The 16,833-nt window shown below is 38.8% G+C and carries 17 protein-coding genes; 9 read left to right on the top strand and 8 right to left on the bottom strand.

The window, feature by feature from the left end:
- Positions 1–14 precede the first annotated feature (14 nt).
- Genes murB through tamL form a run of 4 tightly spaced genes read left to right on the top strand, consistent with a single transcriptional unit; the run spans position 15 to position 4,874 of the window.
- Complete coding sequence (gene murB, locus ACE01N_RS02705; protein WP_380584557.1) at positions 15–1,025, top strand: UDP-N-acetylmuramate dehydrogenase; 1,011 nt, start codon at positions 15–17, stop codon at positions 1,023–1,025.
- Between the two features lie 3 nt (positions 1,026–1,028).
- On the top strand, positions 1,029–2,060 hold the full coding sequence (thiL, locus tag ACE01N_RS02710) for a thiamine-phosphate kinase (protein ID WP_380584559.1): 1,032 nt from the start codon (positions 1,029–1,031) through the stop codon (positions 2,058–2,060).
- A gap of 7 nt (positions 2,061–2,067) precedes the next feature.
- On the top strand, positions 2,068–2,538 hold the full coding sequence (locus ACE01N_RS02715) for a DUF4268 domain-containing protein (protein WP_380584561.1): 471 nt from the start codon (positions 2,068–2,070) through the stop codon (positions 2,536–2,538).
- 47 nt (positions 2,539–2,585) lie between these two features.
- A complete protein-coding gene (gene tamL, locus ACE01N_RS02720; RefSeq protein ID WP_380584563.1) occupies positions 2,586–4,874 on the top strand; it encodes a translocation and assembly module lipoprotein TamL in 2,289 nt (762 codons plus the stop codon).
- Position 4,875: 1 nt separating this feature from the next.
- Here tamL and ACE01N_RS02725 read toward each other — a convergent pair whose 3' ends face one another.
- Entirely contained in the window at positions 4,876–6,102 is a 1,227-nt protein-coding gene (locus ACE01N_RS02725) for an aminotransferase class I/II-fold pyridoxal phosphate-dependent enzyme (protein ID WP_380584565.1), read from the bottom strand.
- 148 nt (positions 6,103–6,250) lie between these two features.
- Here ACE01N_RS02725 and ACE01N_RS02730 point away from each other — a divergent pair, with 148 nt between their 5' ends.
- Positions 6,251–7,423 (top strand): PAS domain-containing sensor histidine kinase, encoded by a 1,173-nt coding sequence (locus ACE01N_RS02730; protein WP_380584567.1) that lies wholly within the window; start codon positions 6,251–6,253, stop codon positions 7,421–7,423.
- Here the strand turns inward: ACE01N_RS02730 and ACE01N_RS02735 are convergent.
- Positions 7,404–7,562: a hypothetical protein gene (locus ACE01N_RS02735; protein WP_380584569.1), complete on the bottom strand. Its 159-nt coding sequence runs from the start codon at positions 7,560–7,562 to the stop codon at positions 7,404–7,406. The two genes, ACE01N_RS02730 and ACE01N_RS02735, sit on opposite strands and share 20 nt — an antisense overlap.
- Before the next feature lie 104 nt (positions 7,563–7,666).
- Here ACE01N_RS02735 and ACE01N_RS02740 point away from each other — a divergent pair, with 104 nt between their 5' ends.
- Together ACE01N_RS02740 and ACE01N_RS02745 are read left to right on the top strand one after the other, a co-directional pair.
- Positions 7,667–8,170, top strand: coding sequence for a TlpA family protein disulfide reductase (locus ACE01N_RS02740; RefSeq protein WP_380584571.1), 504 nt, complete (start codon positions 7,667–7,669; stop codon positions 8,168–8,170).
- A gap of 185 nt (positions 8,171–8,355) precedes the next feature.
- Complete coding sequence (locus ACE01N_RS02745; protein ID WP_380584573.1) at positions 8,356–9,024, top strand: inorganic pyrophosphatase; 669 nt, start codon at positions 8,356–8,358, stop codon at positions 9,022–9,024.
- Here the strand turns inward: ACE01N_RS02745 and mutY are convergent.
- Positions 9,021–10,076 carry an A/G-specific adenine glycosylase gene (mutY, locus tag ACE01N_RS02750; RefSeq protein WP_380584575.1) on the bottom strand — a complete coding sequence of 352 codons (1,056 nt, stop codon included), beginning with the start codon at positions 10,074–10,076 and terminating at the stop codon, positions 9,021–9,023. The two genes, ACE01N_RS02745 and mutY, sit on opposite strands and share 4 nt — an antisense overlap.
- A 119-nt stretch (positions 10,077–10,195) precedes the next feature.
- On the opposite strand from mutY, the gene ACE01N_RS02755 reads away from it, so the two are divergent.
- Entirely contained in the window at positions 10,196–10,369 is a 174-nt protein-coding gene (locus tag ACE01N_RS02755) for a hypothetical protein (RefSeq protein WP_375727657.1), read from the top strand.
- 50 nt (positions 10,370–10,419) lie between these two features.
- On the opposite strand, the gene ACE01N_RS02760 is transcribed toward ACE01N_RS02755, so the two are convergent.
- From ACE01N_RS02760 to ACE01N_RS02780, 5 genes are all read right to left on the bottom strand, one after another.
- Positions 10,420–11,124, bottom strand: coding sequence for a 2-phosphosulfolactate phosphatase (locus ACE01N_RS02760; RefSeq protein ID WP_380584578.1), 705 nt, complete (start codon positions 11,122–11,124; stop codon positions 10,420–10,422).
- Complete coding sequence (locus ACE01N_RS02765; RefSeq protein ID WP_375727655.1) at positions 11,121–11,828, bottom strand: tRNA1(Val) (adenine(37)-N6)-methyltransferase; 708 nt, start codon at positions 11,826–11,828, stop codon at positions 11,121–11,123. Before ACE01N_RS02765 ends, ACE01N_RS02760 begins: the two co-directional genes overlap by 4 nt.
- Positions 11,829–11,831: 3 nt before the next feature.
- Complete coding sequence (elbB, locus tag ACE01N_RS02770; protein WP_380584580.1) at positions 11,832–12,479, bottom strand: isoprenoid biosynthesis glyoxalase ElbB; 648 nt, start codon at positions 12,477–12,479, stop codon at positions 11,832–11,834.
- A 114-nt stretch (positions 12,480–12,593) separates the two neighbouring features.
- Positions 12,594–12,917 carry a biotin/lipoyl-containing protein gene (locus tag ACE01N_RS02775; protein ID WP_375727653.1) on the bottom strand — a complete coding sequence of 108 codons (324 nt, stop codon included), beginning with the start codon at positions 12,915–12,917 and terminating at the stop codon, positions 12,594–12,596.
- Between the two features lie 20 nt (positions 12,918–12,937).
- The gene (locus tag ACE01N_RS02780) at positions 12,938–14,482 is read right to left on the bottom strand and encodes an acyl-CoA carboxylase subunit beta (RefSeq protein WP_380584583.1); all 1,545 of its coding nucleotides are present in this window, start codon (positions 14,480–14,482) and stop codon (positions 12,938–12,940) included.
- Positions 14,483–14,805: 323 nt separating this feature from the next.
- On the opposite strand from ACE01N_RS02780, the gene gyrB reads away from it, so the two are divergent.
- Positions 14,806–16,767, top strand: coding sequence for a DNA topoisomerase (ATP-hydrolyzing) subunit B (gene gyrB, locus ACE01N_RS02785; RefSeq protein WP_380584585.1), 1,962 nt, complete (start codon positions 14,806–14,808; stop codon positions 16,765–16,767).
- Positions 16,768–16,833 lie beyond the last annotated feature (66 nt).

Raw genomic sequence — 16,833 nt, forward strand, 5'->3', positions numbered from 1 at the left:
ATATATAACTTAGTATGTTGCATCGGAAATTTTCGTTAAAACAATACAATACGTTTGGCCTGGATGTTATCGCAAACTATTTTTTTGAATATGAGGCGGTGCATGATCTGGTGGACTTTTTGTCGGAAACAGATCTGAAGTCACATCCGGTGTTTTTTCTTGGTGGTGGCAGCAATGTGTTGTTCACTAAGAACTTTGACGGTTTGATCCTTCACTCCAGAATTGAAGGTAAGGAAATTGTATATGAAGATCACGACAACGTTTATGTACGTGTAGGAGCCGGGGAAGACTGGGATGAATTTGTGGGGTGGTGTGTGGAGAATGAATACGGCGGTGTAGAAAATCTTTCACTGATTCCAGGTCATGTAGGGGCATCGCCGGTTCAGAATATTGGAGCTTACGGTGTGGAGGCGAAGGATGTGATTGATGTTGTGGAAGCCGTGAATTTTAATACTGGTAAAATCAGTAAGTTCTTAAATGAAGAATGTGAATTTGGTTATAGGGACAGCATTTTTAAGAATGCTTTGAAAGATAAATATATTGTTACACGGGTAACCTTCAAGCTTTCAAAAAAGCCAGGTTTTGTTCTTAATTATGGCAATGTTTCAAATTACCTGAAAGAAAAATACGGTGAACCGACATTGCAGAATATCAGGCAATCCATCATTGAAATCAGGGAAAGTAAGTTGCCCGATCCTGAGAAGACTGGAAATGCAGGAAGCTTTTTTAAAAACCCCGTGGTTTCTGATGATATATTTTCTGTATTAAAAGAACAAAACCCGGATATTCCATCGTATGAAGTTGAAAACGGGTTTAAGATTCCTGCTGCATGGCTTATTGATCAGTGCAATTTAAAGGGATATAAAATTGGGGGAGCCCAGGTGCACGAGAAACAACCTTTGGTTATCATAAATACTGGCAAAGCAACAGCTGATGATATTGTAGCACTTTCTGATCACGTAAGACAAAAAGTAAAAGATAATTTTGGAATAACACTTCATCAGGAAGTGATATTTATAGGATAGATTATGGCTGATAAAAAAAGCATCAAAGATTTAGGAGAATTTGGATTGATAGATTATCTGACGAAAGATATCGTTCCAATCCACAAATCAACGTTGAAAGGTATTGGCGACGATGCTGCTGTTTTGGATTATAAGAATAAGCAGGTCGTTGTTACTACAGATCTCCTGCTGGAAGGCATTCACTTTGATCTGGTTTATACGCCCTTAAAGCATCTTGGGTATAAAGCCGTGGTTGTTAATTTGTCGGATGTTGTTGCCATGAATGCTACACCAAAACAGATTACAGTATCAATCGGCATTTCTTCCCGGTTCACCCTTGAAATGGTTGAGGAATTATACAGTGGGATCAGGCTGGCTTGCGAAACTTACCAGGTAGATTTGGTCGGTGGTGATACTTCGGCATCATTAACCGGCTTAACCATTAGTATTACCTGCATTGGAGAGGGAGAGAAAGATGAACTTGTTTATCGTTCGGGAGCAAAAGACACGGATATTATTTGTGTAACAGGAGATTTAGGTGCTGCCTATATGGGCTTACAACTTCTGGAACGCGAAAAAAAAGTGCTTGAAGATGTTAAAGGTGTTCAGCCCGATTTTGAAGGGTTTGAATATGTGCTTGAGAAACAACTAAAGCCTGAAGTTCGGTTGGATATTATCAAAAATCTGCGTGAGAAAGAAATTCCGGTCACTTCGATGATGGATATTTCAGACGGGCTTTCGTCAGAATTATTACATATTTGTAAGCAATCCGAATGCGGATGCAGAGTTTACGAGGACCGGATCCCGATTGATTACCAGACAGCAAAACTTGCAGAAGAGTTTAATATGAACCTGGTAACTGCAGCTCTGAATGGTGGAGAGGATTACGAGTTGTTATTCACCGTGCCGATAGATTATTATGACAAAGTAGTTATGATTGAAGGGGTTAAGGTGATTGGTCATATTACTAAGCCGGAGCTTGGAGCGTACTTAGTAACAAGAGGAGATCAGGAAATTCCCCTAATTGCGCAGGGATGGAATAGTATGGCTGAATAATTACCTGATGTACAGTAAAGAAGAAGAAAAGGAAATTAAACTTGAATTCTGGCAGAAATTCAACGAATATTGCAGAAAACATCCTAAACTCAAAAGACAGAAGGTGCCTTTCGTTCTGCATAATACAGGTATTAACCATGTAGATCTTAAGTTTGATGTGGGACGTGAATGGATCAGGGTGGCAATTGAAGTGAACCACAGAAATGAGGCTCGTCGGTTGGATGTGTATGAGTACGTTGAAGCTTTTAAAGTAATTTTAGAGCAGGACCTTGAAAATGTTATATGGAATTTTGCGTTTATCAGGGAAAACGGACAGGAAGTGGGGAGAGGTTATGTGGAAAAGACGGGGGTTGATTATCTTAATCCTCCGGATTGGCCGGAGATTTTTAGGTTCATGGTGGACAACATGATTATATTACAACAGAATTTCTTTGAGATCAGGGATACATTAAAACAACAATTACGATCAGTTATGTGAGGTAAAAGCTTTAATAAATTCATTATTTTTACAAAAAACTGTCGGGCTTGAGACCACAATACATCTTAATACTACTATTCATTTTGCTTTTAGGTGCATGTAAACCAACCAAGTATGTGCCTGAGAATGAATATCTGTTAAGCGATGTAAAAATCAATTTTGAGGAACTCGAAATGAATCCTTCAGATTTGAAACCCTATCTCAAACAAAAGCCGAACCTTAAAATCTTAGGTCTTTTTAAATTCCATCTTGGATTATATAATATGTCCGGGTCAAATATGGATAGGTGGTGGAACAGATGGTTCCGCAGAATAGGAGAGGAACCTGTTATTTACGATGAATTTTTGGTTGAAAGGTCAGCGCAGGAGCTGCAAAAATACCTTAATAACAAGGGATATTTATATGCAGATGTTGAGGACACCACCATATTTCTTGAAAAAAAGCACAAGGCAAAAGTAATTTACGATGTAACGCCAAATAAACCATTTACCATTCTGGATCATAAAGAGCGAATTGATGATCCAAATATAAAATCGTTAGTTGATGCAGATTCAGCAAATACTCTGATAAGGGATGGTGACAATTTTGATGTTGATATATTAAACCAGGAGCGTGACCGAATTACCAATTTATTACGCCAAAAAGGGTATTACAATTTTTCCCGGGATTACATCTATTATATGGCTGACAGCAGCATACAACCTTTAAGTATTGTTGATACACTTATCTTGCGTAATCCTACAATAGTTAATGCGTTGAACCAAAAGGTGGAATCCACGCATCTGCAATATACCATCAGGGATATTTATTTTATTACTGATTTTGATCCCCAAAAAGCATTAAAGGAACCGGCTACCTATTATGAAGCATTCGATACAGCAGAGTATAACGGCCTAAAAATCCTGTATCAGGATAAATTAAAAATTAAACCGCTTATTCTGTCTGTTAATAATCTGATAAGGCGAGGAGAGTTATTTAACTATCGCAATGTGGAAAGAACGCATGCTTTGCTGGCAGCAATTCCTATCATAAGATATGTCAATATCAGGTTTAATGAAAATAAAACTATTGAACCAACACTGGACTGCTTTATCCAGATTACGTTTAATAATGCAGTAGGATATTCTGTAAATCCTGAAGCTATAAATCAGTCAGGTAATATTGGCGCATCATTGAACTTGGATCTTTTCCATAGAAATTTATTTAAAGGAGGTGAGATGTTCAATACCAAGTTTAGTGTGGCACGTGAAACCCAGACCGGATTAAAGGATAAAACATCTTTTAATTCTGATGAACTTGGTTTTGAGACAACACTTCAATATCCGCGTTTTCTGTTTCCATTTCTGAGTAGTTACTTTGTGGATAATATAAAATCGAATACAAGCTTTAAGGCCTCGATTAACTTTCAGCGGCGTCCGGATTATGAACGCTATATCGCCAGTCTCGGAACCCAGTATAATTTAAAAAATAAAAGTAACTGGAGCCATCAGTTTATTTTTCCTGATCTGAATTATGTCAGTATCCCTTTTATGACTGATACGTTTAAGCAGTACATAAATCCAACATTTCTGAAATACAGTTATGAGAATCACGTGATTCTGGGAGCAGGTTATAACGTGGCATTTAACGATCAGGATATTAGGAAATACCGCGATTCCAAATATTTCAGAATTGGCTTCGAGAGCTCGGGTAATTTCATGTATTTGTATGATCAGATAGCCGGAACGGCTAGACCCGAAAATGGTTATAATTTTCTTGGCATCAAATATTCGCAATATGTAAAATTTGATTTGGAAGGCACCTACAACCGTCGAATAGATAATAAGAATGCAATTGTCTATCACGCTGCATTTGGTCTGGGCCTTCCTTATGGCAACAGTGATGTTTTGCCTTTTGAGAAACGCTATTTCGGTGGAGGAGCCAATGGGGTAAGAGGTTGGCAGGTACGGCAATTGGGCCCCGGTATATTTAAAGATGACAATTCAATTTATATGAATAAAACCGGAGATTTGAAATTGCAGTTCAATCTGGAATACAGGTTTAAGCTGATTTGGGTGGTTGAGGGAGCTTTATTTTCTGATGTCGGAAATATCTGGACTATCAGGGATTACAACGAAGATCAGCCCGGTGGCGTGTTCCGGTTCAATAGCTTTTATAATCAGCTGGCTATGGCGTATGGAATTGGAGCCCGGCTCGATTTCAGCTTTTTCGTTTTCCGTGTGGATCTTGGAATTCGGGGATATGACCCGGCCCGCCCTGCCGGAAACCGTTGGGTGAGTTCACCATCGTTTACTAACGATATGGTACTGAATCTTGCAATCGGTTATCCTTTCTGACCTAACTTAGTGCCTGACGGATATCTTCAATTAAATCTTTACTGCTTTCAATACCAACTGATAAGCGCATCATTGTTGGTCTGATACCCATTCCTGTACGTTTCTCTTCAGAAAATTCACAATAAATTGTTGACCACGGATGTATAATCAACGATTTGTTATCGTTTAAATTTGTTGCACGTCGTATAATATTCAACTTGTTCATAAACCTGAAACATGCTTCTTCCGATTCCAGATCAAAAGTCATAATTGTTCCGGGAACTCCGGTAAAATATTTTTGAGCCAGATTGTAATATGCAGATGATTTAAGGCCGGGATAGTCAACGCGGAAAATTGAAGTTTCTGCTTCCATAAATTCACCCAGTTTTATGCAGTTTTCATAACAGCGTTCCAGACGAAGTTCAAGAATATCCAGACCCTGTATCTGGTAATGTGCGGTTTGGGCAGACATACATGGACCAATATTACGGAATATGTTTTTACGTAGTTTTGCAGCAAATGCATTTGGACCAAATTTCTCAGAATAGGCTTTCAGATTCGGATTTTTATTCCAATCGAATGTGCCATTATCAATAACTGCACCACCAACAGACGTTGCGCCACCCGAAATATATTTGGTTGTTGACATCACTTCAATATCAACACCGTGCTGTATTGAAGAAAAGATATTCGGAGGAGTTAGCGTACTGTCCACCACCAATATTATTCCGTTCTCCCTGGCAAGTTCCGATATCATATTAAAATCGGGAATTTCAAGTTGAGGGTTAGTGACTGATTCAAGATAAATTAACCGCGTATTTTGGTCAATCCGGGACATGATATCAGCTTTGTTCTTGAAGTCTACAATTCTGTTTTCGATATTAAAAGCTTTAATCGTTTGATTGAAAAAAGCATAGGTATGTCCAAAAAGATTTGCTCCCGAAATAATATTATCTCCGGCAGCACATAATGTGAGTATTGTTGTTGATATTGCCGCCATTCCTGATGCCATAGCTATGACCTGATGGCTGTTTGTAAGTGTTTTCAATTTCAATTCAAGGTATTCAACAGTTGGATTTCCGGTTCTGCTGTAGGCATGCGCCGGTAATTTCCCCTGAAAATTATCGGCTATATCTTCCGCTGAATCAAATTCAAAAGCTACCGCATTATAAACCGGCATTTGCAATGCATTGTATGGTTCATTTTTAGGATAATCTACGTTTAAAGACCTTGTTGTAAAACTTTTCATGTGATGCGTTTTTGTTTGACGTCGGCTCAATGCGCTCAGAGACTGATAATTAATAATATTAAATAAAATGATTATAAATACAAATAATTAAATATGTGTGTTTATTAATAATCATATATTTTTGCTATTTTGACACAAAAATAATAATATGCCGGTTTCGCCGATAATCTTCAGTGAAGATTATAACATGTTTAAGGATGATGTTGTACCTAAAAGTGAATATTTGTATTTGCTTCAGAGGTATAATGCACTTTTTAACGGGAACTTCGATGTTGTGTATTTGCACGATGCAAAAGGGAACCTGGTAGATGTAAACGTGGCCGGAACCGATGTGTTAGGTTATTCAAGAGAAGAACTTCTTACAATGAATCTGTTGGATGTTGTTTGTCCTGAACACCATTCAGAGATAATTGAGATCATTCAGCGGGTGGCCGATGAAGGTTCAAAAGGATTATCGCGTGAATATAAAGTAAGGACTAAAGATGGCAGAATCATTTGGCTGTATACCCGCTCCAATGTTTTGATTAACGAAAATAACCAGACTTTAATACAGGGATTTGCTCACGATGTAACACATCGTAAAAAGTATGAGGCCGAGTTGCTTGAAGCCAGAAAAAGAGCAGAGGAAAGTGATTTACTGAAATCGGCTTTCCTGGCTAATATGTCGCATGAAATAAGAACTCCTTTAAATGCTATTCTCGGATTTGCAGAACTTATCTCCAACGATGAGTTGGAGTTGGATCAAATAAAGGACTTCAGCACTTTAATTCACAAAAACGGCGAATACCTTTTGAATATCCTATCCGATATTATTGACGTGGCAAGAATAGAATCAGGTCAGGTTGAAATTAACAAGGAAAAAGTAAAGATTAATTCGTTGTTAAACGAAGTGGAGGAAACCATAAGAAACAGTCATCATTACAGGGAGAAGAGAGATAAAGTACAGTTTGAAATTTCTACTAATGGTTATGATCCTGTTATTTACACAGATTCAATCAGACTAAAGCAGGTGTTGTTTAATCTTATCAATAACAGTATAAAATTCACTAATTCCGGTTATGTGAAACTTGATTATCACCTGAATGAGACGCATTTGGGAATAACGGTATCGGATAGCGGAATCGGAATTAACAAGGAGTCCCAGGAGATTATTTTTGAGAGATTCGGTCAGGCAGAAGATACAGGAAGAAATAAACTTCCGGGAACCGGATTAGGGTTGTCAATTTGTAAGGGATTGGTTGAATTAATGGGAGGACAGATATGGATGGAGTCCGAAGTTGGCAAAGGGAGCAAATTTTACTTCACGGTTTCGGTTGAGTAAAAACCGGTAGCATATTTACACTGCCACATTCGGGACACATTTCTGTTTCATCAGCACCCATACATGTATCTACCGGATCGTATTCCACATTTTCACCTTCCCAACCACATTCCATACAGTGGTATTTTTTATCACCCATAACTTATTTTTGAGCTAAATTAAGCATTGAACTCTGTTAAACCATCTAAAGGTAAAATATTCTGAAAATTTATTGGCTATCTTTAGCAACATAAAGCAAAGCATATGATTAAAAAGATATTCGTGTTATTATTCCTGATTCCTGTATTTGCATATGGCCAGGATAAAGAGGTAGAAGTAGGAGACAGGGTCCCGGATTTTACATTTGCGGTCAGCAAAACAAAAAATGCAAATATTAAGGACTACAGAGGCAAATATGTACTGATTGTGTTTTTTGCAACCTGGTGCGGTCCGTGTATACAGGAATTGCCACATGTAGAGGAACAGATATGGAAGGTGTATAAAAATAATCCCGATTTTGACCTTATGGTGTTTGGGCGGGAACATACCTGGGAGGAAGTGGATAAATTCAAAGCCATGAAAAAATTTGATATGCCTTTTTATCCCGATCCTGACAGAGATGTATTTGCAAAGTTTGCTACGAAGTATATTCCACGATCATTTCTGATAGATAAGGATGGAAATATAATCTATAAAACCACTGGATTCACAACAGAGGAATTTGAAAAACTGGTGGCAAAAATTAGATCAGATTTAGCATCACAATAGTCCCGCTTTCAAAAAAGTGAGCCACTGGCAATCAAACTTTCAATACCCTTTTTTGGACGTATTTGCAATTAACTAATTCCGTATTAATTTTAGTTTGGAATAATCATTTCTAAGCTGCTATTGCCTGAACACTTTTTTTAAAAGGGTGTTTATATGGTGAACATTAAAACCTTAATAAAATTTATATGGATAAAGTAATGAATCCGATTGGCCGCCTGATGGGTTTAAGGTATAAATCTCATCCATGGCATGGAGTAGAAATCGGAAAGGAGGCACCAGAAAAACTAACTTGTTTTGTAGAAATGGTTCCTACGGATACAGTAAAGTTTGAACTGGATAAAAAAACGGGTTACCTGAAAATAGACCGGCCTCAGAAGTATTCTAACATTATCCCTGCGCTTTATGGATTTATTCCACAGACATACTGTAGTGAAAAAGTGGGGGAATATTGCCGTGAAAAAACGGGGAGAGAAGGTGTCCATGGGGACAGGGATCCTTTGGATGTTTGTATTTTAACCGAAAAGGTTATTTCGCATGGCGACATTCTGGTTGATGCACGTCCAATTGGTGGTTTCAGATTTATTGACGGTAATGAAGCCGATGATAAAATTGTTGCGGTATTGGATAACGACGCGGTGTATGGCAGATATAACGATATCAGTGATTGTTCCAGTGAAGTAATCGACCGTCTTCAGCACTATTTTCTTACATACAAAGATTTGCCGGGGAAACCTATTCAGGCGGAAATTACACATACGTATGGAAAGGAAGAAGCTTACGAGGTGATCCGACGTTCCGTAGAAGATTACAAGACCAAATTTGAAAACCTCTACGAGATTCTTTCGGAAGTTTAGAGCTTTCGGTCTTCAAGAAAACGTTCAATAAGCCGGGATACAGGAAAACCTGTTATCTCGCTTTTTTTTATCCTTACCACATCTTCAGCCTGTTTGGGAAATTTATCGTTTATTACTGCAAAACGTGCAAAAATAACCTGATGCGACAAGATGTGCTTATACATTCCAGAAAGGAAAGTAATTTCATTATTTTCTGATTCTTTTTTGGCATAATTACTTATTGTCATCAGAACTGTTTCGTCCTCCAGATTGTCCGTTTCAATTAAAGGAAATTCATACAGTCCCTGCCAGATATCATTCCCCTTTCTTTTGGTGATCCAGGTTTGTCCCTGATGTTCAAATACCAGGTAAAGAAAATATCTGGTGCGCTGTTTGATCCGGTTCTCTTTAACCGGTAGTTTATCCACCATATTTTTATGAAATGCTTCGCAGCCATCGTTTAAAGCACAGCCATTGCAGTCCGGATTTTTAGGAATGCAATATAATGCTCCGAATTCCATCATGGCCTGGTTGTGTTCTCCCGGCTCATGGCGGTCCAGCAGTTCTGCTGCCAGCTCATTTAAAACCTTTTTCCCTTTCGTGGAATTAACCGGCTCGGTAATGGCGAATAATCTTGAAATGACCCGGGCAACATTGCCATCGAGCACTGCATAAGGAAGATTGAAGGCTATGCTGCCGATAGCTGCAGCAGTGTATTCTCCGACACCTTTTAAGGATAAAACAGATTTATAATCCGTTGGGAATACGCCGTTATATTTTTCGGTAATCTGTTTTGCCGCAAAGTGAAGGTTTCTTGCACGGCTGTAATAGCCCAGACCTTGCCAGAGTTTTAAAACATCCTGTTCATCTGCATTTGCAAGTGTATTAATATCAGGGAACTGATTTACAAACCGGAGGTAATAATCCATTCCCTGCTTTACCTGCGTTTGCTGAAGAATAATTTCGGAGATCCATATTTTGTACGGATCAGAAGTTTGTCTCCATGGCAAATCCCGTTTATTCTTTTGATACCATTCCTGTAGTGAAAACCTTAATTTATTAAATGCTGTCATAAATAATATCCTGCCCTTCTGTTACGTTCACAAATAAAATGAATTAAAAGTTTTATTTTTAACCGATTTGTTGTTTTTTTGTAAAGCAAATTAATTCGCAAACATAAATACATTTTCTGATGAAAAATTTTCTTAAATACTTAGGAATTTTTATAGTGGTAATCGGTGTATTACTTTTAATTATTCCTGCATTTCTTAATACAACTAGCAATATGAATCTTGCTATTGCCGCCGTTTTGATGGTGGTAGGATTAATTGCCCACATCATTCTGAATAAGTATATTACAGAATAAAAATCTGCATGAAAATGAACAGGAATCAGTATAACTGTATTCCTGTATTTTTATATCCTTACTTCCCCGTTGATCCAAACAGGAACAATATTTAAAACATCTAGGGAAAGACAATAATCCAAATCTTTCTGCAATCCTTTCTTTTTAAGAATTTTGTAGTGTTTGCATTCCGCAAGTGCTTTATGAAGATCCGGTTCGGCTTTGAAAAGGTGCAAATGTGCCGTTGCAATGTCTGTCAGTACATAATCTTTTTGGGTCATTAACTTATTTATAACAGCTCCGGCACACAATGCATCATCCAAAGAAAATTCGCCATTTGTCCCCGAACATAAAATTACAATGTCATTTGTGTTCTGATCCAGATAATTTACCACTGCCTCTAAATTTATAAATGAACCAATAATAACTTCCTGCGCATCAGTGGTTTTTAGCAAGGCATTTGTTCCGTTGGTGGTCGACATTATAATGACTTTGCCCTGTATGCTTTCGTTATTAAACTCGAAAGGAGAATTCCCTGCATCAAATCCCGGAACTTTATCTGCATGACGTTCGCCGGCTTTAACCGGCTTTTCGTATTTTTCTGCTATACGGAATACTTCTTCAGCGGTTTTTACCGGAATAATCTTTTTTGCGCCGTTGGCTAAAGCTGTTGCCATGACTGATGTTGCCCTCAGTACATCAATAACCACAACTGTTTTTCCTTTGATTTTGGCTGTATTTACATGTTCCGCTGATATTTCAACATCAATCGTCATAAGTTTAAATAAAAATCTTTGGTTAAACTTTTATACGCTTCACTGTATGTTCTGTCTGTATTTCTCAAAACGATTTTTTCAACAGAAAGTTGATTTGTGGTTTCTTTTTTTAATGTAAGCATTACCCGGTTGGGAGCTTTATCAGGTATTGGAATTACATTGCAGATTCCGGTTTTATATAACCCGTATTTAACAGCTTTTAAACTAAAACTATCGGCTTCCTTAACCGGAAGGATAAGATTCAAAGCCCCTTTTTCATTAAGCAATAAGGCACTAACCGAAAGTAATTCTTCGTGGGTAAGCGTATCATTATGCCGGGCAACTGAGCGTTGTAAGGTTGGTGATTTATGTCCGCCGGAAAAAAATGGAGGATTGGTGATGATCAGGTCGTAAGTTCTGTCGGGATTAAAATCCTGAATTTTCTGGTGATAAACAGATACTCTGTTTTGGAAAACAGAATTTTCTGCATTTTTCACAGCACATCCGTAGGCTGTCTCATCAATTTCTACAGCATCTATTAGAGCTTCAGGGAAACGTTGTGCCATCATCAGGGCCAATATACCTGTTCCGCAACCTATATCTAAAACTGATTTACACGAATGCTGTTTTATCCAGGAGCCCAAAAGTACGCTATCGGTGCCAACTTTCTGAGCTGCTCCTTCCTGATCAATTTCGAACTGCTTAAAACGAAAGCTTTCAGACATTAATTACATCAATTCAATCATGGCTTTTACCACATTCTCGGCATTTTCTGCAACCTGCAAAATAGTACTGTCAAGCATGTAACATGGTCCGGTAACAACCTTATAGTTTTTATCCACGACAACCTCCGTATAATCGGCAGGAATATGTCTGGCTCCCATAGTTTCAATGGCATGTGCCGTTTCTTCGTCCTCACCGATGGTGACCTCAACCTTTGACAAAACTTTCGCGATTACCGTTGGAGCAATACACAGAGCTCCAATCACCTTTTTGCTTTCAGCAAATGCCTTAACAATGGCCGCAACCTGGGGATCAACCTCCATGTCAGCCCCGTCAAACGCAAAAGAACTCAGGTTTTTAGCAACACCAAATCCTCCCGGCATCAACAATGCATCATAATCTTCCGGGTCAAGTTCGGTTAATGCCGAAATATCGCCTCGGGCAATCCGGGCTGATTCAATTAACACATTTCTGGATTCAGGAATCACTTCTCCGGTTAAATGGTTAATAACGTGAGCCTGCACCTTGTCAGGAGCAAAAATTGAATAATCCAGGCCATTTTTGGCTAATGCCAGCATTGCCAAAACAGATTCATGAATTTCTGCACCGTCGTAAACGCCACAGCCTGAAAGGATAATTGCAACCTTTTTCATTACTTATGGGTTTTGTGTTTATACCTGTCAAAGGTAAATGAATTAAAATAAACCCCAAAACCAAAAAATCCCCGGCTCATAAAAACCGGGGATTACATATTCTGATAAATTTGATTACTTAATATCAGCTAGAATAAATTCTTTAGGGTACTTGTCGCCCAACCCAACGTGTAGTTTAACAAGTTCTCCATCGTAAGGCATTGTAATTTTTGTATGCATTTTCATGGCCTCGAAAACCAAAATGGTATCTCCAAACTTTAATTTCTGGCCTTCTTTTGCTTCAATGGCAACTACAGTACCGGGTATGTAAGAAACAATCTTGGTAGGATCAGGATATTCCCAAACCTTACGGTTATTAAATTTCCGTGTCGTTTTGGTGTGATAAACGGTATCGCCGATCCTAAAAGATTTCAATTCTGACTTTTGTTTGTCATCCATAATAAATCAAGCTTTAAATTTTAGAATGGAGGAATCCCGTGTTTTTTAGCCGGACGATGATCCTCTTTGTTTTTACTAACTTCAAGAGCGTGGATGAGTAATTCCCGTGTTTCTTCCGGTTCAATTACTGAATCGATATATCCTTTTGCAGCGGCCACATATGGATTAGCAAATTTTTCACGGTACTCTTCAACTTTCTTAATGCGCATTCCTTCCGGATCTTCAGCTTCCATGATTTCTTTTTTGAAGATGATGTTAGCTGCACCTTCAGGACCCATAACGGCGATTTCAGCGGTTGGCCATGCAAACATAAAGTCTGCTCCCAGGTGGCGTGAGTTCATGGCAATGTAACCACCACCATAAGCCTTACGAATGATAACTGTAATTTTAGGTACAGTTGCTTCTGAATAGGCATAAAGTACTTTAGCTCCGTGACGAATAACACCGGAATGTTCCTGGTCTACACCCGGTAGATAACCTGGCATATCCTCAAGAGTTACGATTGGAATATTGAACGAGTCGCAATAACGGATAAAACGGGCTGCTTTATCTGAACTGTCACAGTCTAATACTCCTGCAAGCACAAGAGGCTGATTTGCTACGAAGCCAACAGTTTCGCCATTCATGCGGCCAAATCCGATAACAATATTTGAAGCCCATAGTTCCTGGATTTCGATAAAATCAGAATCATCTACAATTGCTTTGATCAGATCGCGCACATCATAAGGTTGTTTCGGATCGCCGGGAACAATTTCATCAATCCTGCTCTCAAAAGTTGGATCTTTAGGAGGAAATGCTTTTGCTTTCGTTGTATTATTCCAGGGAATATAAGTAATGAGTTTTTTAATCTGATCGAAACATTCCTGTTCGCTTTCTGCAAAGAAATGAGCATTACCAGTAATTTCGGCATGTACACGTGCACCTCCAAGATCCTCCATGGTAATTTCTTCGCCCAATACAGTCTGAATCACGCTTGGGCCCGTAATAAACATTTTGGATATATTGTCTACTACAAATACAAAGTCTGTCAGTGCTGGTGAATATACAGCACCACCTGCACAAGGTCCCAGAATTACTGAAATCTGAGGAATTACACCGGAAGCCATTGTATTGCGATAGAAAATTTCTCCGTAACCGGCAAGTGAGTTTACACCTTCCTGTATACGGGCACCTCCTGAATCGTTAATACCAATTAAGGGAACCCTCATTTTAAGGGCATGATCCATTATCTTGGTGATTTTGCGGGCATGCATCAGACCAAGAGATCCTCCGGCAACGGTAAAGTCCTGAGCAAAAATACATACAGGAGCACCATAAATTGTACCGGTTCCGATAATTACACCATCGCCATGAAGAACTTTTTTGTCCATGTCGAAATCGCGAGACTGATGCTCAACGAAAAGGTCGTATTCGTTGAATGAATCCTTGTCGAGCAGAGCGAGAATACGTTCGCGGGCGGTCAGTTTTCCCATAGCAGCCTGTTTTTCGATTGCTTTGTCGCCACCACCCTTTTGTACAAGGGCTCTACGCTTTCTCAGATCTTGAATACTACGTTTTAATGACATAATTTAATTTTTAGTTAAACATGCAAGTTTTTAATTGCCTGTTGACCTTGCAACGCGGCAAAAGTAAAGATTTATTTTTAAACCCGACTGATGTGGTGTCATACATTATTCATAAGCAATTCTTAATTCGCTGCTAAGTCTCTGTCCATCCCTTTATTATGGCCTTATTGGTAACTTTTTTAAGTCAGTCGCAATAGTGGAAAATTTGTGGAAAATTTATTGCTTTTTAACCCTTTATCAAGGCGGTTGGAGGGTAAGTTTTGTTATCTTTGTTTGATGCACAAAAAGGAAAATAGTTCCTTTTGTTTAAACTACAACTTATTATGAGTGAGGATATTGAAAAGAAAATTGAAGGTAAAGAGTATTCTGCAGAAAGCATTCAGGTATTAGAAGGCCTGGAAGCAGTGCGCAAAAGACCTGCGATGTATATTGGTGATGTGGGTGTAAAAGGTCTGCATCATCTTGTTTATGAGGTTGTTGATAATTCAATTGATGAAGCTCTTGCCGGACACTGCGATAACATTGATGTTATAATAAACGAAGATAATTCTATTACTGTAACAGATAACGGAAGGGGAATACCGGTAGAAATGCACAAAAAAGAGGGAAAATCAGCCCTCGAAGTCGTAATGACTGTATTACATGCCGGAGGGAAATTTGATAAGGATTCGTACAAAGTATCAGGCGGTTTGCATGGTGTAGGTGTATCCTGCGTTAATGCACTCTCAACACATTTAAAGGCCGAAGTACATAAAAATGGTAAGGTTTTCGTTCAGGAATATGAAATTGGGAAGCCGGTATATAACGTTAAGGAAGTAGGAACATCCGATAAAACCGGAACCATCATCACGTTCAAACCAGATGCTTCAATTTTTATTACAACAGAATACAAATTTGATATACTTGCTGCGCGTTTACGTGAACTGGCATTCCTGAATGCCGGTATTAAATTAAAACTTACTGATCTTAGGAATAAGGATGAGAATGGTGAGCCTAAAAGCACGTCTTTTTTCTCGGAGAACGGGCTGTCAGAATTTGTAACCTTTATTGATGAATCGAGGGAGCCATTGATAGAAGAGGTTATTCATATTTCTACAGAAAAGAATGATGTTCCGGTTGAGATTGCCATTTTATATAATACTTCGTTTTCAGAAAATGTGTACTCCTATGTTAACAACATCAATACCATTGAAGGAGGAACACATCTGACAGGTTTTCGTCGTGGTTTGACCCGAACATTAAAGAACTTTGCCGATAAGTCCGGAATGTTGGCCAAGTTAAAATTCGATATCAATGGTGATGATTTTCGTGAAGGATTAACAGCAGTCGTATCTGTTAAGGTTGCTGAGCCTCAGTTTGAAGGTCAGACCAAAACAAAACTTGGAAATTCAGAAATCAGCTTGTCCGTTGACCAGGCGGTAAGTCAGATGTTATCCAACTATCTGGAAGAACATCCGAAGGAGGCTAAAGCCATTGTTGAGAAAGTTATTCTTGCTGCAACAGCACGTCACGCGGCACGTAAGGCACGCGAACTGGTTCAGCGCAAAGGTGCGTTAACCGGAGGAGGTTTACCTGGTAAACTCGCGGACTGTTCAGAAAAGGATCCGTCTCAGTGTGAGATATTCCTCGTTGAGGGAGACTCTGCAGGCGGTACTGCAAAACAGGGGCGTGACAGGCGTTTTCAGGCAATAATGCCTTTAAGGGGTAAGATCCTTAATGTGGAGAAAGCCATGCAGCATAAAATCTTTGAAAACGAAGAGATAAAAAATATTTTTACGGCACTGGGTGTCTCAATTGGAACCGAAGATGACAGTAAAGCGCTGAATGTGGATAAACTCAGGTATCATAAGATAGTGATCATGACCGATGCCGATGTGGATGGTAGCCATATCGCAACGTTGATCATGACTTTCTTTTTCAGGTATATGAAAGATTTGATTAAAAGTGGTTATCTGTATATTGCTACGCCACCATTATACTTATGTAAAAAAGGGAAGGTTGAAGAATATTGCTGGAACGAACCTCAGCGTCAGAGATTTGTGGAAAACTATGGTGGTGGAAATGAAGGGAGTGTGCATATCCAGCGCTACAAAGGTTTAGGTGAGATGAACGCTGAACAGCTTTGGACTACTACCATGAATCCGGAAATGAGAACCCTTCGGCAGGTGACCATTGAAAGTGCTGCAGAAGCGGACCATATTTTCTCAATGTTAATGGGTGATGATGTAGGTCCTCGTCGTGAATTCATTGAACAGAATGCTACGTATGCAAATATCGATGTATAAACTTTGCTGAAAAATACTTTAAAACCCTGCCAACGCAGGGTTTTTTTTACCCTTTAAAAATCATTT

The organism is Quyinboa ferrireducens (assembly GCF_042436675.1).
Classification (GTDB): Bacteria; Bacteroidota; Bacteroidia; order Bacteroidales; family UBA5342; genus JBHJHP01.